The 24,500-nt window shown below is 69.8% G+C and carries 23 protein-coding genes and 3 tRNA genes; 13 read left to right on the top strand and 13 right to left on the bottom strand.

What is annotated here, in order from left to right; all coding sequences use genetic code 11:
• The first annotated feature begins 52 nt into the window (after positions 1–52).
• Positions 53–709 (top strand): hypothetical protein, encoded by a 657-nt coding sequence (locus tag FQY79_RS08250; RefSeq protein ID WP_146312420.1) that lies wholly within the window; start codon positions 53–55, stop codon positions 707–709.
• A 94-nt stretch (positions 710–803) separates the two neighbouring features.
• Here FQY79_RS08250 and FQY79_RS08245 read toward each other — a convergent pair whose 3' ends face one another.
• Together FQY79_RS08245 and FQY79_RS08240 are read right to left on the bottom strand one after the other, a co-directional pair.
• Entirely contained in the window at positions 804–2,087 is a 1,284-nt protein-coding gene (locus tag FQY79_RS08245) for a citrate synthase (protein WP_146312419.1), read from the bottom strand.
• A 240-nt stretch (positions 2,088–2,327) separates the two neighbouring features.
• Positions 2,328–2,392, bottom strand: a tRNA-Ser gene (locus FQY79_RS08240).
• Between the two features lie 278 nt (positions 2,393–2,670).
• Here FQY79_RS08240 and FQY79_RS08235 point away from each other — a divergent pair.
• Positions 2,671–3,906 (top strand): tyrosine-type recombinase/integrase, encoded by a 1,236-nt coding sequence (locus FQY79_RS08235; protein WP_146312418.1) that lies wholly within the window; start codon positions 2,671–2,673, stop codon positions 3,904–3,906.
• Between the two features lie 50 nt (positions 3,907–3,956).
• Here the strand turns inward: FQY79_RS08235 and FQY79_RS08230 are convergent, their stop codons facing one another.
• Together FQY79_RS08230 and FQY79_RS08225 are read right to left on the bottom strand one after the other, a co-directional pair.
• The gene (locus FQY79_RS08230; RefSeq protein WP_146312417.1) at positions 3,957–4,877 is read right to left on the bottom strand and encodes a hypothetical protein; all 921 of its coding nucleotides are present in this window, start codon (positions 4,875–4,877) and stop codon (positions 3,957–3,959) included.
• A 1,144-nt stretch (positions 4,878–6,021) separates the two neighbouring features.
• Positions 6,022–6,804, bottom strand: a complete 783-nt coding sequence (locus FQY79_RS08225) for a hypothetical protein (protein ID WP_146312416.1) — start codon at positions 6,802–6,804, stop codon at positions 6,022–6,024.
• A gap of 427 nt (positions 6,805–7,231) precedes the next feature.
• Here FQY79_RS08225 and FQY79_RS08220 point away from each other — a divergent pair, with 427 nt between their 5' ends.
• From FQY79_RS08220 to FQY79_RS08210, 3 genes are all read left to right on the top strand, one after another.
• The gene (locus FQY79_RS08220) at positions 7,232–7,672 is read left to right on the top strand and encodes a hypothetical protein (protein WP_146312415.1); all 441 of its coding nucleotides are present in this window, start codon (positions 7,232–7,234) and stop codon (positions 7,670–7,672) included.
• Positions 7,673–7,882: 210 nt separating this feature from the next.
• Complete coding sequence (locus FQY79_RS08215; protein WP_186759866.1) at positions 7,883–8,713, top strand: ParB/RepB/Spo0J family partition protein; 831 nt, start codon at positions 7,883–7,885, stop codon at positions 8,711–8,713.
• A gap of 316 nt (positions 8,714–9,029) precedes the next feature.
• The gene (locus FQY79_RS08210; RefSeq protein ID WP_146312413.1) at positions 9,030–9,254 is read left to right on the top strand and encodes a helix-turn-helix transcriptional regulator; all 225 of its coding nucleotides are present in this window, start codon (positions 9,030–9,032) and stop codon (positions 9,252–9,254) included.
• A gap of 87 nt (positions 9,255–9,341) precedes the next feature.
• On the opposite strand, the gene FQY79_RS08205 is transcribed toward FQY79_RS08210, so the two are convergent.
• Positions 9,342–9,417, bottom strand: a tRNA-Phe gene (locus FQY79_RS08205).
• A 253-nt stretch (positions 9,418–9,670) separates the two neighbouring features.
• Between FQY79_RS08205 and FQY79_RS08200 the strand changes: the two genes are divergently transcribed.
• The 6 genes from FQY79_RS08200 (at position 9,671) to FQY79_RS08170 (ending at position 17,104) form a co-directional block, all read left to right on the top strand.
• Positions 9,671–10,162, top strand: coding sequence for an LEA/WHy family protein (locus tag FQY79_RS08200; RefSeq protein ID WP_146312412.1), 492 nt, complete (start codon positions 9,671–9,673; stop codon positions 10,160–10,162).
• A gap of 26 nt (positions 10,163–10,188) precedes the next feature.
• On the top strand, positions 10,189–11,976 hold the full coding sequence (locus FQY79_RS08195; protein WP_146312411.1) for an acyl-CoA dehydrogenase C-terminal domain-containing protein: 1,788 nt from the start codon (positions 10,189–10,191) through the stop codon (positions 11,974–11,976).
• Positions 11,977–12,128: 152 nt separating this feature from the next.
• Positions 12,129–12,764, top strand: a complete 636-nt coding sequence (locus FQY79_RS08190) for an HNH endonuclease (RefSeq protein ID WP_146312410.1) — start codon at positions 12,129–12,131, stop codon at positions 12,762–12,764.
• An 88-nt stretch (positions 12,765–12,852) separates the two neighbouring features.
• Entirely contained in the window at positions 12,853–13,977 is a 1,125-nt protein-coding gene (locus FQY79_RS15365; RefSeq protein WP_186759864.1) for a hypothetical protein, read from the top strand.
• A gap of 59 nt (positions 13,978–14,036) precedes the next feature.
• A complete protein-coding gene (gene dxs / locus FQY79_RS08175) occupies positions 14,037–15,950 on the top strand; it encodes a 1-deoxy-D-xylulose-5-phosphate synthase (RefSeq protein WP_146312409.1) in 1,914 nt (637 codons plus the stop codon).
• Between the two features lie 86 nt (positions 15,951–16,036).
• The gene (locus FQY79_RS08170; RefSeq protein ID WP_146312408.1) at positions 16,037–17,104 is read left to right on the top strand and encodes a GGDEF domain-containing protein; all 1,068 of its coding nucleotides are present in this window, start codon (positions 16,037–16,039) and stop codon (positions 17,102–17,104) included.
• 58 nt (positions 17,105–17,162) lie between these two features.
• Here FQY79_RS08170 and FQY79_RS08165 read toward each other — a convergent pair whose 3' ends face one another.
• The gene (locus tag FQY79_RS08165) at positions 17,163–17,633 is read right to left on the bottom strand and encodes a cupin domain-containing protein (RefSeq protein WP_146312407.1); all 471 of its coding nucleotides are present in this window, start codon (positions 17,631–17,633) and stop codon (positions 17,163–17,165) included.
• Positions 17,634–17,902: 269 nt separating this feature from the next.
• Between FQY79_RS08165 and FQY79_RS08160 the strand changes: the two genes are divergently transcribed.
• Both FQY79_RS08160 and FQY79_RS08155 read left to right on the top strand, forming a co-directional pair.
• Positions 17,903–18,169 (top strand): membrane protein, encoded by a 267-nt coding sequence (locus FQY79_RS08160; RefSeq protein WP_027071393.1) that lies wholly within the window; start codon positions 17,903–17,905, stop codon positions 18,167–18,169.
• A gap of 112 nt (positions 18,170–18,281) precedes the next feature.
• Complete coding sequence (locus FQY79_RS08155) at positions 18,282–19,004, top strand: hypothetical protein (RefSeq protein ID WP_146312406.1); 723 nt, start codon at positions 18,282–18,284, stop codon at positions 19,002–19,004.
• Between the two features lie 211 nt (positions 19,005–19,215).
• On the opposite strand, the gene FQY79_RS08150 is transcribed toward FQY79_RS08155, so the two are convergent.
• The 7 genes from FQY79_RS08150 to rpmI all read right to left on the bottom strand — a co-directional run bounded on the left by FQY79_RS08150 (position 19,216) and on the right by rpmI (position 24,300).
• A tRNA-Pro gene (locus FQY79_RS08150) sits at positions 19,216–19,292 on the bottom strand.
• Between the two features lie 73 nt (positions 19,293–19,365).
• The gene (locus FQY79_RS08145; protein ID WP_146312405.1) at positions 19,366–19,722 is read right to left on the bottom strand and encodes a MerR family transcriptional regulator; all 357 of its coding nucleotides are present in this window, start codon (positions 19,720–19,722) and stop codon (positions 19,366–19,368) included.
• Entirely contained in the window at positions 19,715–20,017 is a 303-nt protein-coding gene (locus FQY79_RS08140) for an integration host factor subunit alpha (protein WP_146312404.1), read from the bottom strand. The genes FQY79_RS08145 and FQY79_RS08140 overlap by 8 nt, the downstream gene beginning before the upstream one ends.
• An 18-nt stretch (positions 20,018–20,035) precedes the next feature.
• A complete protein-coding gene (pheT, locus tag FQY79_RS08135; protein ID WP_146312403.1) occupies positions 20,036–22,420 on the bottom strand; it encodes a phenylalanine--tRNA ligase subunit beta in 2,385 nt (794 codons plus the stop codon).
• A 66-nt stretch (positions 22,421–22,486) separates the two neighbouring features.
• A complete protein-coding gene (gene pheS, locus FQY79_RS08130; RefSeq protein WP_146312402.1) occupies positions 22,487–23,497 on the bottom strand; it encodes a phenylalanine--tRNA ligase subunit alpha in 1,011 nt (336 codons plus the stop codon).
• Between the two features lie 232 nt (positions 23,498–23,729).
• Complete coding sequence (rplT, locus tag FQY79_RS08125) at positions 23,730–24,089, bottom strand: 50S ribosomal protein L20 (protein ID WP_146312401.1); 360 nt, start codon at positions 24,087–24,089, stop codon at positions 23,730–23,732.
• A gap of 13 nt (positions 24,090–24,102) precedes the next feature.
• On the bottom strand, positions 24,103–24,300 hold the full coding sequence (gene rpmI / locus FQY79_RS08120; protein ID WP_024889803.1) for a 50S ribosomal protein L35: 198 nt from the start codon (positions 24,298–24,300) through the stop codon (positions 24,103–24,105).
• Between the last annotated feature and the right edge of the window lie 200 nt (positions 24,301–24,500).

Genomic DNA, 24,500 nt, shown 5'->3' with positions numbered 1-24,500 from the left:
GGCGTGCGCGCATGGGGTACAGTCGGGACGACGCCGCACCGGGAGACAGGTGATGCCCCGCGCCCGACCGCACGCCGGAACCCGCGCCCGCGAACGCCGCACCCGACTGGCCCACGAAGCGGCCAGGCTGATGGCCGAAAGCGGCATCCGCGACTACCAGCAGGCCAAGCGCAAGGCGGCGGCCCGGCTCGGGTTCCACGACGACGCCTCGCTGCCGCGCAATCGCGAGATCGAGGACGCGCTGCGCGAGTACCAGCGGCTGTTCCTCGGCCGCAGCCAGCCACAGGAACTGCGCCTGCGCCGCGAAGCCGCGCTGGAAGCGATGGAATTCCTGGCCCGGTTCGACCCGCGCCTGGTCGGGCCGGTGCTCGAAGGCACCGCGGACGCGCGCACGCCGGTATCGATGCAGCTCTTCAGCGACGACGCCGACGCGGTGGCGCGCTTCCTGGAGGAGGCCGGGATCCCGGCCGAGGCCCGCAGCCACCGGCTGCGCCTGGACCGCACGCGCGAGGGGGAGTTCCCGATGTGGGCGTTCACCGCCCGCGACCTCGCCTTCGAGCTGACCGTGCTGCCCGGCGTGGCCCTGCGCCAGGCGCCGCTGTCGAACGTGGACGAACGCCCCATGCGGCGGGCCTCGGCGTCCCAGCTGCGGCAACTGCTGGAGGACGACGGCCCGGACGTCGGGTCGCCGGCCCTCACCGGCGCCTGATCGCGCGCGCGACGCTGCCCGGCCGCCGCGTCGCGCGGGCGGAAACGGCAGCGCCCCGCATGGCGGGGCGCTGCCTGGCGAACGGCCGACCGGGTCAGCGCCGGTCGGCGGGCACGTAGTCGCGCACGTCGGCGCCGGTGTAGATCTGGCGCGGGCGGCCGATCTTCGCTTCCGGGTCGACCTGCTGCTCGAGCCAGTGCGACACCCAGCCGGCGGTGCGGCCGATGGCGAACATCACCGTGAACATCTCGGTCGGGATCTTCAGCGCCTTGTAGATGATGCCGCTGTAGAAGTCGACATTGGGGTACAGCTTGCGCTCGATGAAGTAGTCGTCCTTCAGCGCCGCCTCTTCCAGGCGCATCGCCACTTCCAGCAGCGGGTCGTCGACGCCCAGCTCGCCCAGCACCTTGTGGGTCATCTCGCGGATGATCTTGGCGCGCGGGTCGAAGTTCTTGTACACGCGGTGGCCGAAGCCCATCAGCCGGAAGCCCGACTCCTTGTCCTTGGCCCGGGCCACGGCGGAGGTGACGTTCTTCGGGTCGCCGATCTCCTCGAGCATCTTCAGCACCGCCTCGTTGGCACCGCCGTGGGCGGGGCCCCACAGCGCGGTGATGCCGGCGGCGATGCACGCGTACGGGTTGGCGCCGGTGGACCCGACCAGACGCACGGTCGAGGTCGAGGCGTTCTGCTCGTGGTCGGCGTGCAGGATGAACAGCAGGTCCAGCGCCTTGGCGACCACCGGGTTGAGTTCCAGCGGCTCACTCGGCACCTCGAACATCATGTGCAGGAAGCGCTCGACGTACTCGAGGTTGTTGCGCGGGTAGCGGATCGGCCAGCCGATCGAATAGCGGTAGGCCGCGGCGGCCAGGGTCGGCACCTTGGCCAGCAGGCGGATCGCGGCCTGGCGGCGGTGCGCCGGGTCGTCGAGGTCGAGGGTGTCGTGGTAGAACGCCGACAGCGAGGCGACCGTGCCGGCGAGCATCGCCATCGGGTGCGCGTCGTAGCGGAACCCGTGCAGGAAGTTCTTCAGCGACTCGTGCATCATCGTGTGATGCGTCACGTCGTGCTCGAACTTGGCGAACTCCTCCCTGGTCGGGAGCTCGCCGTTCATCAGCAGGTACGCCACCTCGAGGAAGCTGGAGTGCTCGGCCAGCTGCTCGATCGGGTAGCCGCGGTACAGCAGCACGCCCTTCTCGCCGTCGATGTAGGTGATCGCCGACTTGCAGCTGGCAGTGGCGGTGAAGCCCGAGTCGTAGGTGAAGAGCCCCGTTTCCCTGGTCAGCCGCGAGACGTCGACGCAATCGTTGCCGAGCGTGGGCTTGAGGACGGGCAGCTCGACGGATTTGCCGCCGGCATTCAACACGACATGGTCTGACACGGATTGCACTCCTCGGTTCGTTCGGAGCACCGGACCCGCAGGACCGGCGCCGGCGGCGCGGACTGGCTGCCGCATCGCAACAATTATCGCATACGCGACTCCCGGGCCGGGCGCGCGTCCCGGTCCGGCGGGAGCCCGGCCAGACCGGCCCCGGACGCGCGAAGCCGCGCCACCCCGCGGCCCGGGCGCAAAAAAACCCGCGCCGGGCGGGTTGCTGGTCCACACTGTTTCATCGATGGTGGCCGGGGAGGGAATCGAACCCCCGACACGGGGATTTTCAATCCCCTCTTCCAGCGTCTTCCGGCTTCCGGGCGAGTCCGCGTTCAATCGCAACCGATTGATTTATCAAGTTAGCTTAGTCCATCAGTGTCCGAGAGTATCCGCGATATGCCGACCACGAACGGCCACCGAACGGCCACCGGATGCTATCCTGAGTCCTGCAAGGCAGTGCACAGGGGAAGATCACGTGGCAAAGCTCACTGCGCGCGCGCTTCATGCATTGAAGCCTGGCGAGGCAGAGAAGTCTGACGGTTGGCCGAGAGGCGGTGGAACCCTCACCGCTTGGCGACGTGCGGGCGACAGCGTGTTGTTCTACTTCCGCTACACCAAACCGGACGGGACGCGTGACCGCGTGCCCCTGGGCGAATGGGAGGGGAGCGGCGGCCCCCTATCGTTGGCCGCGGCGCGCGAACGGGCTCGGGAGTTGTCCGCGCGTTACCGTGCCGGAGATAGAGACCTTCGCGCGGCACTGGAGGCGGAAGAGCGAGAAGCGCGCCGGCAGCGCGAGGCGGCGGAACGAGCCGCGCAGTTGGAAATGGAACGCAGGCAGGCCACCCTGGGCGCACTCCTGACCGCTTATGTGGACTCATTGGAGGCCCGGGGCAAAGCGAGCGCCAAGGCCGTCCGAGCTGCCATCTGCCGACACGTGGCCAAGGCGTGGCCGCGGCTTTGGACGACGCCTGCCGACGACCTTACGGCGGACGACCTACTCTCCATCCTGACCCCGCTGACCGACACCGGGAAGCTGCGCGAGGCGGAGAAGATCCGTTCTTATCTCCAGTCAGCCTACTCCGCCGGGGTCAAGGCGCGGACAACGGCGAGCGCTACACCCGCCCTTCGCGCGCTACGCATCAGGACCAATCCCACGCGTGACCTGGGCACCATCGAAGGCGCGAACAAAGCTCGGAGCCGTGCGCTCAGCGCGACCGAACTGCGGGCCTACTGGCGGCGCATCTCCGCGCTACCCGACCGCGACGGCGCCTGCCTGAGGTTCCACCTGTTGACCGGGGGACAGCGCATCGAGCAGCTCGCCCGCGCCACGCTGGCCGACTACGACCCGGATGCAGGCACGCTTACATTACGCGACACCAAGGGGCGCCGACCCTCGGCAAGGCTCCACGTGGTCCCGTTGATTCCCCCCGCGGAGGATGCCCTGCACGCGATGGCGCCGGATCGCATTGGGGACTACATCTTCACCGCCACGGCGGGCCAGTCGGGGATGGCGGCGTCTACCGCATACGCGCGCTGCCGAGCGGTCATGGAGGCAATGCTGGCCGCCGGGGAACTACCCGGTGGACCATTCACCATCCGCGACATCCGGCGCACCGCGGAGACACGTCTGGCGGACTTGGGTTTCAACTCGGATGTGCGTGCGCAGTTGCAGTCGCATGGCCTCGGCGGCGTGCAGGCGCGCCACTATGACCGACATGACTACCTTGCCGAGAAGCGGGCGGCCCTCGACGCCCTGTATAACCTCGTCCACGAGTCCCCGAGCACAGTGGTCCCGATCCGGCGAGAGCGGATCACACGGTCCGCGTAGCGACGGAAAAGGCGCCCCCGGCCGATGCCGGGAGCAAACCTACAGGGGTCTCAGCCGTCCACCGGGCGGAGGACTTGCGCCAGGCGTTCCGGCCAGGTGCGGTCATGCACGAGCCGAGCGACGGCAAGGCCCCCGTGAATGATCTCCGCTTTGGTCAGGCGCGAGACCACCTCCCACCCCGCCCCAAGCACATAGGTGGCATTGTCAAGCGACAAGCTTTCCAGCACGTACAAGTCGCGCTCACCGAATCCAAAGACCCAATAGCCGCTGAAGCCCGCCTGCCCTACCGCGTGGAAGTTGGGGCCGTGGGCCTCCACTGCCTCGATCCGCTCCCGAATGACGGGCTGCACCGAAGGGGGCGCAACCTCAATCACGCGGCGCAGCAGCTCCGATCCCTGAGACCAAGGAACCCGGCCGCGCGGAAGAATCTCCCAATTCAAACGTCTGACGGGCCTGCAGGCCGCGGTCAAGTCTGCTTGACGGAATTCGACCTGCCCGAAGCCCTCCAACAAGACGTTAGCCGCGACCCTTAGCCACTCGCCCTCTATTCGTGGGTCATAGGGGGGCGAAGCAATCACCCTGCCACCTTCCGGCGTACGCAAGATCGTGAACTCGATGGAGGTTGCCGCGATCAACGTGCGCGGATATCGGCGGTACCGGCAGTTGACGAGCCTCTCGGTCAGCACCTGGTCAGGCCCATGCCACTCCTTCCGCTTTCGGAATTGGAGCAGCGTGAACTCTTCCTTCGGCAGGTCGCGATGCACGTACTCGTCACCTTGCGAATTCCGCCGGGCCTCTGGACCAACGTCCGCACTTGGAAGCACCGTCTGGCCTTCCGCGAAAGGATCAATGAATCCGAAGCGCCGAAGTTGGGCCGGCTCGCACCGGTCAAGAGCGACCACTGCACGCACCAATGTGCCTTCCGGGAAGTGGGGAAGGTGCCTCTTAACGTTCCTGATCGACTTTCTCATTGGATCTCCATACAAGCGGGAGTCCCAATGGCCATGAAGACGGACACCGCCCCCTTGGCCCTGAAGCGTTGCGGCGGACCAAGTAGGGCTCACAACCGCGCCCCACCCCCTTCGGGAGGCCGAGCGGCGCCCGTCCGGGGCCGTAAGGACACCCAGACATGGGAGCGGCCGATGGAGAGCTGGGGTTTTGACAGGAGACGCGGCTAGCGAATAGAGTCAGCCGCGTCAGCCGGTGCGACCCGTTGACAAATCCCTGCTCTGGCAGGGGATGCTCCCAAAGCTCCCCTAGCCCGGCGGTGACCGGTGAGACGAGGTGCGTTTGAGCGCACCAAGCCCCCCCGGCAAAGAGCGGCCCCCGCCCTCAACGGCGGGGGCTTCTCGTTGCATTTGAGCACCAAACTGTCGCGTCCTGTGGGACAGAAGCGGCGCCCATCGCAACACAATTCCTTGGGGTGACGCCGCAGCCAAAACCCCACATATTGGGTTCTTGGCCAAGGCGCCCGTGGAATGCGCGGTCAAGCTACGCGCGCCCACCACTGAAGTCAACGCGCCCCCTGGCGGCGCAGGCACTCCAACGAAGCCAGGAGCGCCAAGTCCTCCTTCACCCATATAGCCCGCTCGTGGCAGCGGTCAACTGCGGCGCCGTGTCGTACCGCCCATGCCGCCACAGGCCCCGCCAATGACCGCAGCCCTAAGTGGCGACTCGGTGTGAACCACCATATGTCGCGAGTGTCCACGAGCGCCCCAATCCCCAACGCGCGGCTTTGCCCATCTGTAGTTTTGTGCCTCCCGCTCCCCAGAGCCCGGGAGGGGGGTCGCGAGATTTAGTGGTCATCATCGGCAAGAGCAGGCGCCATGCTCCCGGTCTACTCGCACCCTGCCCGCTACGGCAGCGAGAGAGAGAGGGGGGGGCTAGCCGTCATCAAGAGGCGCACAGCGTGTGCCTCCTCTCGCTACGTTCGTCCCAACGGCCAACGGCGACCGCCTGGCCGCGAAGCGACTAGCCGATCAGCTTGAATGTCTCCCTAGCGGCCACCTCGGATAGCAGCTTCCTGTCCTGACGGGGAAGTGCGTCGAAGTCCTTAGCATAGGCCGGTGTGGAACCAAGACTTTCATAGGTGGCCAGCCTATGTGCCGCGGGATTTCACTTCTGGAGACTTGGGTGCGTTTCCAGTAGCCGTTCCGCCACTCCGTCAGAGTCAACGGCTTCCCATCCCGCTTCCGCCGCTAGCGCCTCCGCTGCTTTGCGAATCGCTTGAAGAGAGGGCTTCTTCATGTCGTAGCCCTCTCTGAACTCAGCGTCCGAGAAGTCATCGAAGAGTTGCGCGAGCGTGCGCCAGTGGTCCAGTCGAGGGTCACTCTCCGCCTGGGCGGCGCTCAGCTTCTGGGAAATTTCCGCATCAGCTTGACGCTTCGGCAGTCCTGCCTGTAGGGACATGCCAAAGAACCGATAGAACTCCCGCTGCACGTCCGTCGCCGGGCGGTCCTCCCATGCGCGGCGGTTAGCCTCGTCCTGGAACAGCACTGCCACCTCGTGGCGCGCCCGAGCCTTATTCATGCCCCGCAGCGGACGCTTGAAGAAGCGCAAGACCTCCAAGTCTTCGTCGTCCGGAGACTCACCAAGGCCTATCAGGTCCGAGGCCTGCCCCTTGGTCAGGGATGGAGAGAAAGTCATCCCGTCCTCGGTCAGCCGCCGAGCCTGGAACTCGGTCATCGGATCGAAGTACCACCGGGGGAACAGGCCACCGTCGCCCGGGCGACAGCCATCCATCATCGCCCACCGCCCGCGCAGCCAGTCCGGAACGTCTGGGGAGGGCTTAGTTCGCGCCGCCCGAGAGCGCCGGGGTCGCTCGCCGTCCTTACCTGGCCCCAAGACAAGGTAAGCAACAGCGCCGATGAGCAGGGCAATCATGAGTGCGGTACCCACCTCGTCCCCTCCATCTTGTCGCCATCCCACCCTACCTCACGGCGGGCCGAAAGGCGCCCCGGGGCGCATCCGGCGCCTTCGCGCACATCGGCGCCCGTCGTCGCCGACCACCCCCGAAGCCCATGCAAGTGATTGATCTCTAAGGAAACAGAGTAAGTCAGTGGTTATAGGGGGGAAGACACTGGAATCCATCGGCCTAAGTCCGTCCACGACCATCCTTGGCCGCACCTAGCGGCTTCAATGGGTTAACCGCACCGGGCTCCCGAATTTAGTGGTCATAGTGGAGGGAACAGCGCGCGCTGTCTCTAGCCACCAGCCCTCCGGGCTACGTCACCCCACCACACACCACCCACCCACGCGAGTGCTGGGCCTTCGGGCCTCGGCGGCTTTGCCGTGCGCGCTCGCCAAGTCCACGAAGGAGCAACCAATGAAGACGCTGAAGCGCCACCCGATCCCGTTCCGCGATCCGGACGGTACCCCTTGCGTCCGCATTCCACTCTCCGATGGCCGGAACTTCGCTGAGCTGTACGCAGATGACTACCAGGCCCTGCTGGAGCGCGGCATTACGGGCAACTGGCAGCACAACGTTCCCAACCGTATCAGCCGCAGATCGCATCGCAGCTACGTGCAGTGTCACGTGCCCCTCAATGGCCGAGCCCGTAGCGGCGGCAGGATGACGGCCGTGACGGTAGCGCGGTTGATCGCCAACGCGCCCAAGGGGCGCAAGGTCTACTACCGGGACGGCAACACGCTGAATTTGCGACGAGACAACCTCAGGCTCCGAGACGGCTATACGCGGCTTGACCTGAAGGCCCTACTGGCCCTCCCAAAGGAGACCACTGAGGCCTCCGTGGGTTACGAGGCGTGAGCTTCTACCCCGCTCCCGTGCCCAGGCCCGAGACCGTGGTGTACCGGGAAGTGTCTTTCAGCCTGGCCGCTTTCGACCGCCTTAAGCACTGGCAGAGGCACATGGCGCGCAGGGAGGGCCGACACCTGACCAATGGGGAGACTCTTGACCGGTTGATCCTGGCCCTCCCCGCGCCAGACGCGCCCGATACCCGCAAGCGGAGAGAGTGACGTGGCGACGGAGCGACTGGAAGCCCTCTTGAATGAATGGCGGGCTATACCTCCCCAACACGTGTCCTTGGGACGGATCAAACAGGCGGACGCGTACCAGCCCCGGAACGTTCGGCTTGCCCCATACAAGCAGCGTGGTCGCCTTGAGGAAGCCTCAGCCGAGCATGTGGCCGACCTGACGGCCAAACTTAGCGACGGCCGGGACCTCGAACCCCTGCTCTTGGCGCGCGTTGACGGCTCCCTCTACCTGATCGATGGGCACCACCGGTTGACGGCCTACCGCCGCGCAGGACGGGCGAGCGCACCCGCGCGAATCCGCGAGAGCACAAAGGCGGAAGCCCTCATGGCGTCAAAGGCCGCGAACTGCGACGGGGTCAAGCTGCCCATGCATGTGGAACAGCGTCGAGAGGCCGCGTGGCAATACCTAGCGATGCTGACAGACAACGGACGACGCGAACTGCCACCCGGGGTCTCCCTTCGCGCAATCGCTCGCATCTTTGGCGCAGGTAAGGACACGGTCGCCCGTATGCGGAAGAAGCTGCCCGAGGTGAACCCCAAGGACTTCACGGCTGCCGCCTGCGACCCTGGTACCGGTTGGCCACAGTGGAAGCACGTGAGGGGGAACACTTTTCGAGATCTGCAGCTGGAGATGCCTGAAGGCGAGCGCTTGGCGCGCCAAGCCGAACGTCTGGCGTCAAAGCTAGGGAAGGAAATCGACCGATACGGGCTCGATGCCTTCCTGCTCTCCCTGCGGCTACTCAGGAACGAGGCAATCGCGGCGGAGGCAGAGCGACTCAGCCAAAAGATGGCATCCGAGGACGGGGACTACTGAAACCCGCACCCAAGGCTCCCGCGCCGTCTCAAACTGAGCTGCTAGAGCGACATGAAGGGGATCAAGACTGTCGCTTTGCGACACCCCCTGAAATGTTCAGCGCAAATTTCCGAGCGGGCATTCGAAGAGACGGACGCGGCCTTGCCCCCCCCGTACCCCCATCTTCTGCCCGAGCGCGGACACGGCCTCTCCTGCCAAAGAGGGTCGGAAGCCCCGCACGAATGCGGACGCCCTCCCCTTACCACCCCTCCCTACGACAACCCCTGAGCCCGCCGGCACTCATGTGTTGGCGGGCCTTCTTCATTTGGAGTGACTGATGCACAACACCCGCACGGCCCAGCCACGCCTTATCCGCCTGAAGGAAGTCATGCACTTGACCGGCCTGTCGCGTTCGACCATCTACAGCATGATGGACGCCGGCACCTTCCCTCGACAGAGGAAGGTGACGCCAACCATCGCGGTGTGGTCGGAAGCGGAGGTCCTCACCTGGGCGGCAAGGGTGCTAGGTCAAGACTGCGAAGAGGCAGCCACAGCGGCCTAGCAACCCACAAACGGCCACCGAACGGCCACCGCGTCGAGGGTGCGCCAACGAAAAAGGACTTGCATCTCTGCAAGCCCTTGAAAAATTTGGTGGCCGGGGAGGGAATCGAACCCCCGACACGGGGATTTTCAATCCCCTGCTCTACCAACTGAGCTACCCGGCCATACGCCGCGGCGCTGGGCCGTGCGAGCCCGCCATGATACGGATGCGACGGGGGCGCGGCAAGCCACCGTCCGGCCGCGCCGCTCGCGCCCCGTGTCGCGCCGACGGCCACCACCGCCACGCCCCCCGGTCGGGCCCGCCACGGCGCCCTGCCCGACGGCTTCGCGCGTTCCTGCACACCCGCCCGCCACCGCCCCGGCCGCGTCCGTACGTCGTAGTATCCTGCGCCGGTCCTTGAACAGCGGGGAGACGAGATGATGCGTGGATGGCGCGTGCCGGCGCTCGTGTCGGCGGTGGTGCTTCTGGCCGTGCTGGCCGGCTGTTCCAGCGGCGGCACGCCGCGCCGGGTGTCCGAGCCGGCCGCAAGCATCCAGCAGCTCACCGTGCAGGCCGACGGCAGCTGGTCGGTCGACCTGCGCCTGCAGAACTACAGCAGCATGCCAATGCGCTTCGAGTCGGTGTCGCTCGCGATCCAGGTCGGCGGCGAGGATGCCGGTCCGCTCGAGGCGCAGCCGGCGCTGACGATCGGCCCCGAATCGGCCGATGTGGTGACGCTGCCCTTCGCGCCCTCCGCCAACGCCCGGCTGCTGCTGGCCGGCCGCCTGGCCGACGGCACGGGCACCAGCTATCGGCTGGAGGGCACCGTCCGCGCCGCCCCCGCCGACCGCGGCAAGGCCCGCGAGTACAAGGTCAGGCGCGACAGCCGCCTGAGTCCGGTCCCGGGCCTGCCCGGCGTGTTGCGCTGAGTTCTTCCCCCGCAGGTGTCCGCCCGATGAGCAGTTATTCCGCACCGCTGCACGAGATCCGCTTCACCCTGCACGACGTGCTGGGGGTGGAGGCCACGTTCCGCCAGCTCGGCTACGAGGATGCCGGCCGCGAGACGGTCGACGCGATCCTCGAGGAAGGCGCGCGCTTTTGCGAAAGCGTGCTGGCGCCGCTCAACCAGGTCGGCGACCGCCACGGCGTGGGCTATGACGCCGACACCGGGAGCGTCACCACCGCGCCCGGCTTCAAGGAGGCGTACGCGCAGTTCACCGAAGGCGGCTGGGGCGGCCTCACCGCGCCGGCCGAGTACGGCGGCATGGGCATGCCCCACGCGCTCGGGCTGTCGATGGAGGAGATGATCAACTCCGCCAACCTGGCCTGGGGCAACTTCCCGCTGCTCTCGCACGGGGCCCAGAACGCCCTGCTCCACCACGGCGAGCAGTGGCAGCGCGAGGTGTTCCTGACCCGGCTGGTCTCGGGCGAGTGGACCGGCACCATGTGCCTGACCGAACCGCACTGCGGCACCGACCTCGGCCTGCTGCGCACCCGCGCCGAGCCCCGCGCGGACGGCACCTACGCGGTCACCGGCACCAAGATCTTCATCACCGCCGGCGAGCACGACCTCGCCCCGAACATCGTCCACCTGGTGCTGGCGCGCCTGCCCGACGCGCCGGCCGGCAGCAAGGGGATCTCGCTGTTCATCGTGCCCAAGTTCAAGGTCGCGCGCGACGGCAGCGTCGGCGAACGCAATGCCCTGCGCTGCGGCTCGGTCGAACACAAGATGGGCATCCACGCCTCGGCCACCTGCGTGATGAACTTCGACGGCGCCGAGGGCTACCTCGTCGGCCAGCCGCACCGCGGCCTGGCGGCGATGTTCACCATGATGAATTCCGCGCGCATCGGCGTGGGCATGCAGGGCCTGGGACTGTCCGAGCGCGCGCTGCAGAACGCGCTGCGCTACGCGCGCGAGCGGCTGCAGTCGCGCTCGCTTTCGGGTGCGAAGTTTCCCGACAAGCCCGCCGACCCGATCATCGTGCAGCCGGACGTGCGCCGGATGCTGCTCACCTGCAAGGCGCTGGTCGAGGGCGGCCGCGCGCTGGCCTACCATGCCGGGCTCCAGTTCGACCTGGCCGCGCACGGGGCCAGCGAGCAGGCGCGCAAGGACGCCGACGACCTGCTCGGCTTCCTCACGCCCATCGTCAAGGGCTGCCTCACCGAGTGGGGCGTGGAGTGCACCTACCATGCGCTGCAGTGCTTTGGCGGCCACGGCTACATCGCCGAGCACGGGATGGAGCAACTGGCCCGCGACGCGCGCATCACCACCCTCTACGAAGGCACCACCGGGATCCAGGCGCTGGACCTGATGGGCCGCAAGACCATGCAGCTGCAGGGCGCCGGGCTCAAGGTGTTCCTCGGCATGGTCCAGCGATTCTGCGAGCAGCACGCCGGCAACGCGGCGCTGGCCGAGTTCACCGGTCCACTGGCGGCCAAGGCGCAGGAGTGGCAGGCGCTGACCATGGCGATCGCCGGGCGTGCGGCGCGCGATCCCGAGGAGATCGGTGCGGCCGCCTACGACTACCTGTTCTATTCGGGCTACGTGGCCCTGGCGTACTGGTGGGCGCGGATCGTGGCAGCCGCCGACGCCTCATCGCAGCCGGAATCGTTCAAGGCCGCCAAACGCGAGACCGCCCGCTTCTTCTACGCCCGCCTGCTGCCGCGCACCCTGCTGCACAAGGCCGCGATCGACAGCGGCCCGGGCCCGCTGCTGGCGCTGGCGGCCGAACACTTCGACTGAGCCGCCGCTTGACCGCCCACCGCCGCGGCGCGACCAACGCCGCTCATGGGCAGCGCCGGGTGTCGATGCTGCAGCCGCGGCCCTGGCGGCGGCCCGCCAGCCGCGCCGCGGGTCGAGCAAACGCAATGGAATAGCGCTATGCTCGGGGACCGATGGAACCTGACAGAACGCAGTTCCACCCGGGCCTGGCCGGCGCCTTGCCGATTCCGGGCGCCCTTCCGCACCGGCTCGACTCGGTGCGGCTGCTCTCGCTCGACGCCCACGGCCGGGCCCTGAACTGGATCAGCTGGCAGGACGCCGCCTGCCTCTACGCGCGCGACGCGGTGGTCTGGACCCTGGGCGAACCCTACCTGAGCATCCGCGGCGGGATCAACCGCGGCACCGGCGCGCGCAGCGTGCTCGAACTGCACCCGATCATCGCCGCACGCGGCCACGTGCGCCCCCAGGCGCTCGACCCGACGCCGGCGCTGACCAACGCCTCGCTGTTCGCCCGCGACCACTACCTGTGCATGTACTGCGGCCGCGGGTTCGGCCGCCAGCAGCTCACCCGGGACCACGTGGTGCCGCTGTCGCAGGGTGGCCGCGACGTGTGGGAGAACGTGGTCTGCGCCTGCTTCCACTGCAATTCCCGCAAGGGCGGGCGGACCCCGCAGCAGGCCTCGATGCCGCTGCTGGCGGTGCCGTACCGGCCGAGCTGGATCGAGCACCTGATCCTGTCGAACCGCAACATCCTCGCCGACCAGATGGCGTTCCTGGAGGCGCACCTGCCGCGCCGCCGGCGCCAGTAGACGGTCGGCGGCGGCGCTGCCCGGGGTACCGGCCCTTTCGCGCGGCGCTGGTTTACACTCCCGCTACCTTCCTGAACGAAGCTCCAGCATGTCCCTGACCATTGGACTGGCCGGGATGGATCCGGCCACCGAAGCCGCGCTCAAGGCTGCCTTCCTGGAAGCCAACGAGCGCCTCTCCGGGCGCTGGCAGCTGCTCCCCGAGACCCAGGCCGACCACATCGTGGTGGACATGGACAGCATGTACGGCCCGATGAGCTGGCTGCGCCTGCATGCCTCGGGCAAGCGCGTGGTGGGGCTGACGTCCGCGTCGCGGGCGCAGACCGATTACCGCCTGGGGCGCCCATTCAGCGCCGACTCGTTCCTGGCCCTGCTCGAGGAGATCCAGGCCGGGGTGGACGCGTCCGGCGGCGACGGCGCCGCGGCCGGCGAGTCGACCCGGCCGGCCGAGGCCACGGCCGCCGCGCCGGAGCCGGCGCCGCCGGCCGCCACCGCCGCCACCGCCGCCACCGCCGCCACCGCCGCCACCGCCGCCACCGCCGCCACCGCCGCCACCGCCGCCACCGCCGCCTCGACGCCGACGCCGACGCCGACGCCGACGCCGACGCCCGCGGCCGCGCCAGCGGCGGAGCCGGAGCCGGCCGCGCCCGCCCCGTCCACCCTGTTCGCCTGGCTTACCGGCGGCCAACTGCGCGGACGCCTGCGCTTGCGCCGGGCGAGCGGCCCGACCCTGCTGATCGACGCCGAGACGCCCGCCTACCATGGTCCCGCGACGCTCAAGCCGTTGGCCCAGTATTTCGAAGGCGAGGTCGCGCAGGCCGACCTGGAGCCGCTCGACGACGCGGCCTGGGCGCAGGAAACGGCCGCCGCCGGCGACCCCCAGCCGCTGGCCCGGCTGGTCTGGCTCGGCGCCCTGGTGACCGGCAAGGGTCGCCTGCTGCCGGGGCACGATCCCGAGGCCCGCTACCAGCTCACCCGCTGGCCGCAGACCGAACGCGAGTTCCCGCGCCACTTCCGCATCGCCACCGCGATGATGAAGGGCCCGGCGACACTGCCGGAAATCGCCGCCGCCAGCGGGATCGCGATCGAGGAAATCGCCGATTTCGTGAACGCCAGCCTGGCCACCGGCGTGGCCGAAGCAGTGGCCGAACCACCGCCCGAGCCCGCTGCCCCGGCGCGCGGCGGCGGCCTGCTGGGCCGGCTGCGCGGACGCTAGCGGTTCGCTGAACGGGCTTCTGCGCGGCGCTTGCACCGCGCAGGATCTACAATGCGCGGATGATCGATTCCACGCGCTATCCGCGCCTCGCGCGCATCGACAGCCCGGCCGACCTGCGCCGTTTCGACGAAGCCGAGCTGCCGGCCGTCGCCGACGAACTGCGCGCCTACCTGATCGAGTCCGTCGGCAAGTCCGGCGGCCACTTCGGCGCGGGGCTGGGGGTGGTCGAACTGACCACCGTGCTGCACTGGATCTTCGACACGCCCGAGGACCGCATCGTCTGGGACGTCGGCCACCAGTGCTATCCGCACAAGATCCTCACCGGCCGCCGCGACACGATCCACACGGTCAAGCAGGCCGGCGGCGTGGCGCCGTTCCCCAAGCGCGAGGAAAGCCCGTACGACACCTTCGGTGTCGGCCACTCGAGCACCTCGATCTCGGCCGCGCTGGGCATGGCGGTGGCCAACGCGCGCGCCCAGGGCGCGCCCGCGCGCAAGGTCGTCGCGGTAATCGGCGACGGCGCGATGACCGCCGGCATGGCCTACGAGGCCCTCAACCACGCCGGCGGCATGGATCCCGAGCCGGACCTGCTGGTGATCCTCAACGACAACCGCATGTCGATCAGCGAGGCGGTCGGCGGGCTCACCCGGATGCTCGGCCGGATGACCGGCAGCGCCACGCTCAACCGCCTGCGCGAGGGCGGCAAGAGGCTGCTGGGCGACAAGAACAAGCCGCCTGCGCGCTTCGTGCGGCGCTGGGAGGAGCACTGGAAGGGCATGTTCGTGCCCTCCACCCTGTTCGAGGAAATGGGCTTCCACTACACCGGCCCGATCGACGGCCACAACGTCAAGGCGCTGGTCGACACCCTGCGCACGCTCAAGGGCCTCAAAGGTCCGCAGCTGCTGCACGTGATCACCACCAAGGGCAAGGGCTACGAACGGGCCGAGGGCGACCAGATCGGCTACCACGCGGTCACCCCGTTCGATCCCTCGCGCGGCGTGGTGCCCAAGGCCGGGCCGTCGCGCCCGACCTACACCGACGTGTTCAGCGACTGGCTGTGCGACATGGCCGCGGCCGACCCGCGGCTGATGGGCATCACCCCCGCGATGCGCGAGGGTTCGGGCCTGGTGCGCTTCTCCAGGGAATACCCCGAACGCTACTTCGACGTCGCGATCGCCGAGCAGCACGCGGTGACCCTGGCCGCGGGCATGGCGTGCGAAGGCGCCAAGCCCGTCGTCGCGATCTATTCGACCTTCCTGCAGCGCGGCTACGACCAGCTCGTGCACGACGTGGCGATCCAGGACCTCGACGTGCTGTTCGCGATCGACCGTGGCGGCGTGGTCGGCCCGGACGGTGCCACCCACGCCGGCAACCTCGACCTGAGCTACCTGCGCTGCGTGCCGAACATGGTGGTCATGGCGCCAGCGGACGAACGCGAGTGCCGGCAGATGCTGAGCACCGGCTTCCGGCACGAAGGACCGGCCGCGGTGCGCTATCCGCGCGGCACCGGCCCCGGCGTCGCCGCGGGCGACGCGCTGGACTCGCTGCCGATCGGCAAGGCCGAGGTCCGGCGCCACGGCTCCCGCCTCGCCCTGCTGGCCTTCGGCGCCCTGGTGCCGGCGGCCGAGCAGGTCGGCGCCGAACTGGGCCTGACCGTGGTCAACATGCGCTTCGTCAAGCCGCTCGACCGCGCGCTGCTGCTCGAGCTCGCGCAGTCCCACCAGGGCTTCGTCACCCTCGAGGACAACGTGGTGATGGGCGGCGCGGGGTCGGGCGTGCTCGAACTGCTGCACGCCGAAGGCGTGCTGCTTCCGGTCCTGCAGCTCGGGCTGCCGGACGCGTTCCAGCACCACGCCAGCCGCGAGGCGCTGCTGGCCGAGGCCGGGCTGGACGCAGCCGGCATCCGTGCCGCGATCCTGCGGCGCTGGCCCGGACAGGAAGACCAGCGCACGCTGCTCAGCGCATCGGGCTGAAGGACGGAAGGCAGGGACGCCGTGGGATCGCGGGGCCGGCGACACCGGGCCCGGGCGTTGCGGGACATCTGGCACGGGGGGAGTCGATGAGTGCGAAGGCGACAGCTGCGGCCACCGGCCGCGGCCATGCGGTGCCCCGCGGGGCGGATCGCCTTCCGTGGCTGACCTACCGCTTCCGCCTGCTGGGCATGGGTCTTGGCGGCCTGTGCATCGGCGCGGTGCTGCTCGAGAACGGCGCGAACCCGCCGACCTGGGGCCTGCTGGCCTTCACCGCCCTGCTCTGGCCGCACCTGGCGCTGCAGGTCGCGCGGCGCAGCGCGTCGCCCTACCGCGCCGAACGCCGCAACCTGTTGCTGGATTCGGCCCAGGCCGGGTTCTGGGTGGCGATGATGCAGTTCAACCTGCTGCCTTCGGTGCTGCTGTTCACCCTGGTGACGGTGGACAAGATCAGCACCGGGATCCCGCGCCTGTGGCTGTGGTCGCTGCCGGCGTTCGCCTCCGGCCTGCTGTGCGGCGCGCTCGCGACCGGCTTCGCGGTCCGGCTGGAGACCAGCATGACCGAGCTGCTGTTCTCGCTGCCGGTGCTCACCATCCACACGATCGGCGTGGCCCTGGCCGTCAGCCACATGGGGCAGCAGATCCGCGAGAAGAACCGGCAACTGGACGAACTCAGCCGCACCGATTCGCTGACCGGGCTGCACGTGCGCCGCCACTGGCTCAAGCTCGCCGACCGCGCCCTGCGCCAGCATCGCGAGGAAGGCGTGCCGATGACCTTGTTGCTGCTCGACATCGACCACTTCAAGGTGGCCAACGACCGCCACGGCCATTCGCAGGGCGACGAGGTGCTGCGCACCGTGGCCGCGGCGATCCGCGCCACCGTCGGCGAGGCCGGCGAGGCCGGCCGCTACGGGGGCGACGAATTCGGGCTGGTGCTGCCGGGGACCACGCCGGCCCAGGCGCGCGCGCTGGCGGAGTCGCTGCTCGAGGCGATCCGGCAGGCTGGCGTCGCCGCCCTGCCCGGCGCGCGCCTGACCGCCAGCATCGGCATCGCCCCGGCGCGCGCGACGCACGCGACGGTCGAGCAGTGGATCGACGAGGCGGACGTCGCCCTGTACCGGGCCAAGGACGCCGGCCGCGACCGGATCGGCGCCTGAGCGCCCAGGCGTTCTCGCCGGCGTCGCGACGCGGGAGACAGGCGGCGGGCCGGCACGGTCAACGCTGCAGCGCCCCCAGGCGCGACAGGTCCGCGGCCAGCGCCGACTCCTGCGGGAGCAGCTCGAAGCCCTCCCAGACGAAGCCGGGGGCGACCACGCACGTGACCAGCGCATGGCGATCGAGGGCGCGCGCGGACTGCCAGAGCCCGGCAGGGACGATGTGCGTGGTCGCGTATCCCGCTGCCGCCGGCCCCAGCACGTGGACATCGACCGCGTCGCTGCCTTCGCGGTGCAGCAGCAGTTCCAGCGCGCCCCCTGCATCCCAGTGCCAGGACTCGTCGGCGTCGACGCGATGCCACGCACTGCGCGTGCCGGCCTCGAGCAGGTAGCGGATCGCCGTCATCGCCGGCCGCCGCAGCCCGCGTACGACGACCTCGGTCGCCGAGGCATGGATGCGACGGTAATGCCCGCCCTCGGGGTGCGGTTCCAGCCCGAGGGCATCGATCCAGTGGCGCGCGGAGTCCGCCATGGCCCAAGTATCGGGCATCGCGGACGCCGGCGGCGGCCCTCCCGGGTGACGGCGTGTCGCCCTGTGGCGCCATCACGCCCGAGGGCCTGTTCCGCGACCCGGTCGCGACGCAGTCCCCTCCGCGCGATGCGCTGGACCTGCCGGGACGCGGGCTTTCACATCTCCTTCACAATCCCAACACGTACTCCAACGGACCCTTGAGTCGCGCCGGGGCCGCGCGACGCAATCCCCGCTATATTCGCCCCGTCCCTGACGAAGGAGCATCCGAAATGTCCGTAAGCAAGCGACACCTCAAGGCAAGCGTGCTCGGCGTGGCGATCGTTGCCGCCGCCGGCCTGTCCGGCTGTGCGACCTACGCCGACGAGTTCGCGACGATCAACTCGCGCCTCGACCAGCTCGACTCGCGGGTGCAGAGCGCCGCGCAGAGCGCCGAATCGGCCAACCAGTCGGCGCAGCAGGCCAACCAGCGGCTCGACCAGATCGAGAGCCGCGTCCAGCAGCTCGAAGCGGCTCCGCGCCGCGCGCCGCGCGGCTGATCGTCCGGCGCAGTCCGCGACGTCGGTCCAACTGGACCGGTGGCCACCCCGGCCACCGGTCCTTGGACATCGTCCGCCCCGTTGAATGAGGAACCTCCCCATCCGAACACGCATGCTTCCTGCCTACCGCGCGTTCCGTGGCGCGCTGCTGCACGCAGTCGCAGTGACATGCCTGGCCGTGGCTGGCGCCGGAACCGTCGCAGCCCAGCCCACCCCCGCGGTCGACGAGCTCCCGCCTGGCCAGGAAGTCTCCGACACGGTCATCGAACTCGCCGGCTGGATCGTCGCCACCGGCGACAACCAGGGGTATCCGTTCGCCATCATGGACAAGCAGGCCGCCCAGGTCCTGGTGTTCGGGGGCGACGGGCGGCTCCGTGGCGCGGCTCCCGGACTGTTCGGTTCGGCGATCGGCGACCACACCGCGCCGGGCATCGCCGGACTCGCGCTGCGCGAGATCCCCGGCCGCGATCGCACCACGCCGGCGGGCCGCTTCATCGGCGGATTCGGTCCGTCGATCGACGCCGGCCGCGTACTGTGGGTCGACTACGATTCCGCGGTCTCGATGCATCCGACGGCGACCGGAGTACCCGCCGAGAGGCGGCCGGAACGCCTCGCCTCGCCGACACCCGAGGACAACCGCGTCACCCACGGCTGCATCAACGTTTCGCCGGGGTTCTACGAGCACGTCGTGACTCCCGCCTTCGAGCGTGGCGGCGTGTTCTACATCCTCCCGGAGACGCTTGCGCTCGAAGAGGTGTTCCCCGAGTTCGCCCGGAGCCGGGACGTGGCGCAACGCGGCAAGCGGCGGGGCGCCCGCGCGGCCGCCGGCCGCTGAGCCGCGACGCAAACGGCCTGCGACGGAATTTCCACCCGGCGCATCGTCCGCTGGAGGCTGCCGCCGCACGGCCGGTCCGGATCCGGCCAGCCTGCCGCCAGCCTGTCCCGCGCGCGCCACGACCGGTCCGGGGCAGCAGAACGGCCAAGAAAAAAGCCCCGGATGCACACGGGGCTTTTCCGTGTTCCGGGCGCGACCCGGAACGGCGTGTTGGTCGGGGTAGCCGGATTCGAACCGACGACCACTTGTCCCCCAGACAAGTGCGCTACCAGGCTGCGCTATACCCCGGTGTGGCCGGGCATTATACCCCGGCGCGCGTCGCCGGGCGCGGATCGGCCACGGGTCCGCGGCCGGCGCCCTCTCAGCGTTTGAGCAGCTGCAGGATTTCCTCGAGCTCCATCCGCACCTGGCGCACGATCTGGCTGCTCAAGGTGGACTCGCGCCGCGCGGCCTCGCCCTCCAGCCGCTGCCGGGCGCCGCCGATGGTGTAGCCCTGCTCGTACAGCAGGCCGCGGATCTGGCGCACCATCAGCACGTCATGGCGCTGGTAGTAGCGGCGGTTGCCGCGGCGCTTGACCGGGTTCAGGCTCGGGAACTCGGTCTCCCAGTAGCGCAGCACGTGCGGCTTGACGTCGCACAGCTCGCTGACCTCGCCGATGGTGAAGTAGCGCTTGGCCGGGATCGGCGGGAGCTCGCGGTTACTGCCGGGGTCAAGCATCGCCCGGTCCCGTGTAGGTTTCCACCCGTTCCTTGAGCTTCTGGCCCGGGCGGAAGGTGACCACGGTGCGGGCGGAGATCGGGATCTCCTCGCCGGTCTTGGGGTTGCGGCCCGGGCGCTCGTTCTTGCGCCGCAGGTCGAAGTTGCCGAAGCCCGACAGCTTGACCTGGCGGCCACCCTCGAGGGCCTCGCGCAGCGCGGTGAAAAAGGCGTCCACGAATTCCTTCGCCTCCCGCTTGTTGAGCCCCACTTCCTCGTAGAGCTTCTCGGCCATCTCGGCTTTGGTCAACGCCACGCTGTCCCCCAAGGCAACTCAGCTTCTGATCCGGGCGCCGTGTTCGTCCCGCAGCGCGGCCATGATGGCGGCCACCGCGCGATCCACGTCGCCATCGGTGAGAGTGCGGGATTTATCCAGCAGAATCAAGCCGGTTGCGAGACTTCTGAATCCCGGATCGACCCCCTTTCCGAGATAACGGTCGAACAGCCGCACTTCGGACAGCAGCGGGCCCCCGGCGCGCCGGATGGTGGCCTCCAGGGCACTCCAGGGCACCGTATCCGGGGCGACGAACGCGATGTCCCGGCGGACGGACGGGTAGCGCGACAGGGCCTGGGGACGCGGAATGGCGCGCCGGCACAGCGGGGCCAGGTCCAGCTCGAAGCCCAGCACCGGTCCGTCGAGGTCCAGCGCGCGCAGCAGGCGCGGGTGAAGTTCCCCGATCCAGCCCAGCCGCGCCTCGCCGCCGTCCACCCGCCAGACATCGGCGCTGCGGCCGGGATGCCCGTGCGGCGCGTCGCTGCGGCGGTAGTCGAGCACGGCACCCGCGCAGGCGGCCAGGCTGTCCAGGTCGCCGCGCAGGTCGTGGAAGTCGGCCGCGCGCGCGGGTTCGCCCCACTGCTCGGCGCGCGCGTCGCCGTGGATCGCGGCGGCGATGCGCGCCGTCTCCACCGGCGCTTCGCCCGGCCCGGCGGCGGCGAATACCTTGCCCAGCTCGAACAGGCGCACGCGCGACTGCTGCCGCGCGAGGTTGCGGCCGAGCGCCGAGACCAGCCCCGGCAGCAGCATGGTGCGCATCACGCCCAGCTCGGCGCTGAGCGGATTGGACAGCGGCACGCTGCCGGTCGCGGCCTGCCAGTGGTCGAGCAGCTGGGCGTCGACGAAGGCGAAGCACAGCGCCTCGTGGTAATCGCGCGCCACCAGCTGCGCGCGCAGGGTGTCCTCGGCCACGCGCGTCTCGCTGGGCGCGGCGATGCGGGCCGCGCCGCCCGGCAGCGTGGTGGGGATGGCATCGTAGCCGTGGATGCGGGCGACCTCCTCGATCAGGTCCTCCTCGATCGCCACGTCGAAGCGGCGGCTCGGCGGCAGGACCCGCCAGCCCCCGGCCACGTCCTCGACCTCCATGCCCAGGGCGCGCAGGATCCGCGCGACCTCGGCGTCCGGCACCTGCAGGCCCAGCACTCGGGCCAGGCGGGCGCGGCGCAGCAGGATCGGCCGTGGCTGCGGGAGGTGTTCTTCCAGCGCGGCCTCGACCACGGGGCCGGGGCGGCCACCGGCGATGTCCAGGACCAGGCGGGTCGCCACTTCGATCGCGGTGCGCGGCAGCTGCGGATCGACGCCGCGCTCGAAGCGGTGCGCCGCGTCGGTATGCATGCCCAGGCGCCGGCTGCGGCCGATGATCGCGGCGGGCGCGAAGTGCGCGGCTTCCAGGAACACGTTGCGGGTGGCGTCGGTGACGCGGGTATCCATGCCGCCCATCACGCCGGCCAGCGCCACCGGGCGGTCGGCGTCGGTGATGGCGAGGAACTCGCCGTCCAGCTCCACCTCGCGCCCGTCGAGCAGCACCAGGCGCTCGCCGGCGCGGGCGCGACGCACGCCGACCGGACCCTTGAGCAGGTCGCGATCGAAGGCGTGCATCGGCTGGCCGAGTTCGAGCATCACGTACTGGGTAACGTCGACCAGGAAGCTCACCGGGCGCACGCCGCTGCGGCGCAGGCGCTCGGCCATCCACACCGGCGTGCGCACGCGCGCGTCCACGCCCTCGATCACGCGGCCGACGTAGCGCGGCGCATCGGCCCCGGCGCCGAGTTCGATCGGCAGGGTGGCCGTGCCGGTCGCGGCCACCGGCGTGGCGTCGTGGTCGGCGACCGTGCCACCGAGCGCGGCGGCCACGTCGTAGGCGATGCCGCGCACGCTGAAGCAGTCGGCGCGGTTCGGGGTGAGCTTGATCTCGATGCTGGCGTCGGGCAGGCCGAGGTATCCGGCCAGCGGCGCGCCCACGGGGGCGTCGTCGGGCAGCTCCATCAGGCCCGAGGCATCGGCGTCGATGCCCAGCTCCTTCGCCGAGCAGAGCATGCCGTTGGACTCGACGCCGCGCAGCTTCGCGGCCTTGATCGTGAGGTCGCCCACACGCGCGCCCACCAGCGCCAGCGGCGCCACCAGCCCGGCGCGGGCGTTGGGCGCGCCGCACACGATCTGCAGTGGCTCGCCCTGGCCGGCGTCGACGCGGCAGACCTGCAGCCGGTCGGCCTGCGGATGCTTTTCGGCCGAGAGGATGCGCGCCACCACCACGCCGTCCAGGTCCTGGCCGAGTTCGGCCACGTCCTCGACCTCCAGGCCGATCGCGGTCAACACCGCCGCCAGGCGCTCGCGGCCGGCGTCGGTGGGCACGTGCTGGCGGAGCCAGTTCTCGCTGAACTTCATGCTGGATTCCCGTGATCAGTCGTCGCTGGCGGGCGGCGCGCCGGACCCGCGCCGCCGGCCATTGCCTCAGGCGAACTGCCTGAGGAACCGCAGGTCGTTGTCGAAGAACGCGCGCAAGTCGTCCACGCCGTAGCGCAGCATCGCCAGCCGCTCCACGCCCATGCCGAAGGCGAAGCCGGTGTAGCGCTCCGGGTCGATGCCGACCGCGCGCAGCACGTTCGGGTGGACCATGCCGCAGCCCAGCACCTCCAGCCAGCGGGTGCTGCCGTCCGGGCGCTGCCAGGCGATGTCGACCTCGGCGCCGGGCTCCACGAACGGGAAGTAGCTGGGGCGGAAGCGCATCTCGAAATCGCGCTCGAAGAACGCGCGCACGAACTCGGCCAGCGTGCCCTTGAGGTCGGCGAAGGTGGAGTGCTCGTCCACCAGCAGGCCCTCGCACTGGTGGAACATCGGCGAGTGGGTCTGGTCGGAGTCGGAGCGGTACACCTTGCCCAGCGCGATCATCCGCAGCGGCGGCCCGCTCTTGCTGGCGACCGCCTCACCCATGTAGCGCACCTGCACGCCCGAGGTGTGGGTGCGCAGCAGGCGCCCGTCACCGAAGTAAAAGGTGTCGTGCATGGCGCGCGCCGGATGGTGCGGCGGGAAATTCAGCGCCTCGAAGTTGTGCCAGTCGTCCTCGATCTCCGGGCCGTCGGCCAGGTCGTAGCCCAGGCGGCCGAAGATGTCGGCCATGCGCTGCATGGTGCGGCTGATCGGGTGGACGGTGCCGCGGCCGGGGTCGCGGCCGGGGAGGGTCACGTCGATCGACTCGCCGGCCAGGCGCGCGTCGAGCTCGGCGTCCTCGAGCTCCGCGCGGCGCGCGGCCAGCGCGCGGGTCACCGCGTCGCGCACCCGGTTGATCGCCTCGCCCGCGGCCTTGCGCTCCTCCGCGGGCAGGGTGCCCAGCGCCTTGAGCCGGGCGGTGATGCTGCCACCCTTGCCCAGCAGCGCCACGCGCAGCCCCTCCAGCGCGTCGGCGCTGGTGGCCGCGGCGATGTCCTGCATCGCCTGCTTCGACAGTGACTCGATGTCGCTCATCGAACGCCCCTTGCGTTCCGGGCCGCGGCCCGGTTGGCGGCCGGTTCCCGCCACGGCGCCGCCGGCCGCGGGTCCCGACCCGGTTCCGGTCCCCGCGCCGCGGACCCCGCGCGCGCCGACCGGCCCTGGAAAAACGAATGGGGAAGGACTTGCGCCCTTCCCCATGCGTGTACCACCTGGTCTCCCGACAGCCGGCCGCGCGCGTGCGGCGGCCGCGCCGGGACACGTGACATTACGCCGCGAGCGCGCCCTTCGCCTTCTCGGCCAGGGCCGTGAACCCGGCCGCGTCGTGCACGGCGATGTCCGCCAGCACCTTGCGGTCCAGGGTGATGCCGGCCTTGGACAGCCCGTTCATGAAACGGCTGTAGCTCAGCCCGTTGGCGCGGGCGGCGGCATTGATGCGCGTGATCCACAGGCTGCGGAAATTGCGCTTCTTCTGCTTGCGGTGGATGTAGGCGTACTGCTGGGCCTTGATGACCGCCTGCTTGGCGACGCGGAAGACCTTGCGCCGGGCGTTGTAGTAGCCCTTGGCACGGGCGAGGACCTTCTTGTGGCGACGACGCGCCTGCACGCCACGCTTGACTCTTGCCATGGTTCAGCCCTCCTCAGAGATACGGCAGCATGCGGTCCAGACGGCCTGCGTCCTCGGCGCGGACGTGGTTCGTCTGCCGGAGGTTGCGCTTCCGCTTGGTCGCCTTCTTGGTGAGGATGTGGCTGCGGTTGGCGTGGCCCGCCTTGTACTTGCCGGAAGCGGTCTTCCGGAAGCGCTTGGCCGCGCCCCGATGCGTCTTGATCTTGGGCATTGCGATGTCCTTGGGGTCGTTTCGAGTACTGGCCCGGGCGGCGCCGATCGTCGGCACGCTTTCCATCCTGCCTGGCCGGTTTGCAAGCCACTGGTCCCGAAGGAGCCGGGGGCGGGTCCGAAGGCCTCGCGGCCTGTCCCCGGACGAACCGGGCCGGCCATTATGCCCGCTGCCGGTTTTGGGCGCAATCGATGCGCCTT

It is taken from the genome of Luteimonas wenzhouensis (assembly GCF_007859305.1).
GTDB classification, from domain to species: Bacteria; Pseudomonadota; Gammaproteobacteria; order Xanthomonadales; family Xanthomonadaceae; genus Luteimonas; species Luteimonas wenzhouensis.
Note: the sequence above shows the minus strand (reverse complement) of the source record. Positions and strands in the feature narration are given on the sequence as shown.

What these genes read in the sequence shown, in the direction of transcription:
- FQY79_RS08220 (WP_146312415.1), top strand. Translation starts at nt 7,232, where the DNA reads ATGAAGACGCTGAAGCGCCACCCGATCCCGTTCCGCGATCCGGACGGT.
- pheS (WP_146312402.1), bottom strand. Translation starts at nt 23,497, where the DNA reads ATGAGCGACATCGAGTCACTGTCGAAGCAGGCGATGCAGGACATCGCC.
- FQY79_RS08210 (WP_146312413.1), top strand. Translation starts at nt 9,030, where the DNA reads ATGCACAACACCCGCACGGCCCAGCCACGCCTTATCCGCCTGAAGGAA.
- pheT (WP_146312403.1), bottom strand. Translation starts at nt 22,420, where the DNA reads ATGAAGTTCAGCGAGAACTGGCTCCGCCAGCACGTGCCCACCGACGCC.
- FQY79_RS08155 (WP_146312406.1), top strand. Translation starts at nt 18,282, where the DNA reads ATGCTTCCTGCCTACCGCGCGTTCCGTGGCGCGCTGCTGCACGCAGTC.
- rpmI (WP_024889803.1), bottom strand. Translation starts at nt 24,300, where the DNA reads ATGCCCAAGATCAAGACGCATCGGGGCGCGGCCAAGCGCTTCCGGAAG.
- FQY79_RS08145 (WP_146312405.1), bottom strand. Translation starts at nt 19,722, where the DNA reads ATGCTTGACCCCGGCAGTAACCGCGAGCTCCCGCCGATCCCGGCCAAG.
- rplT (WP_146312401.1), bottom strand. Translation starts at nt 24,089, where the DNA reads ATGGCAAGAGTCAAGCGTGGCGTGCAGGCGCGTCGTCGCCACAAGAAG.
- FQY79_RS15365 (WP_186759864.1), top strand. Translation starts at nt 12,853, where the DNA reads ATGTCCCTGACCATTGGACTGGCCGGGATGGATCCGGCCACCGAAGCC.
- FQY79_RS08170 (WP_146312408.1), top strand. Translation starts at nt 16,037, where the DNA reads ATGAGTGCGAAGGCGACAGCTGCGGCCACCGGCCGCGGCCATGCGGTG.
- FQY79_RS08250 (WP_146312420.1), top strand. Translation starts at nt 53, where the DNA reads ATGCCCCGCGCCCGACCGCACGCCGGAACCCGCGCCCGCGAACGCCGC.
- FQY79_RS08230 (WP_146312417.1), bottom strand. Translation starts at nt 4,877, where the DNA reads ATGAGAAAGTCGATCAGGAACGTTAAGAGGCACCTTCCCCACTTCCCG.
- FQY79_RS08195 (WP_146312411.1), top strand. Translation starts at nt 10,189, where the DNA reads ATGAGCAGTTATTCCGCACCGCTGCACGAGATCCGCTTCACCCTGCAC.
- FQY79_RS08200 (WP_146312412.1), top strand. Translation starts at nt 9,671, where the DNA reads ATGATGCGTGGATGGCGCGTGCCGGCGCTCGTGTCGGCGGTGGTGCTT.
- FQY79_RS08165 (WP_146312407.1), bottom strand. Translation starts at nt 17,633, where the DNA reads ATGGCGGACTCCGCGCGCCACTGGATCGATGCCCTCGGGCTGGAACCG.
- dxs (WP_146312409.1), top strand. Translation starts at nt 14,037, where the DNA reads ATGATCGATTCCACGCGCTATCCGCGCCTCGCGCGCATCGACAGCCCG.
- FQY79_RS08160 (WP_027071393.1), top strand. Translation starts at nt 17,903, where the DNA reads ATGTCCGTAAGCAAGCGACACCTCAAGGCAAGCGTGCTCGGCGTGGCG.
- FQY79_RS08190 (WP_146312410.1), top strand. Translation starts at nt 12,129, where the DNA reads ATGGAACCTGACAGAACGCAGTTCCACCCGGGCCTGGCCGGCGCCTTG.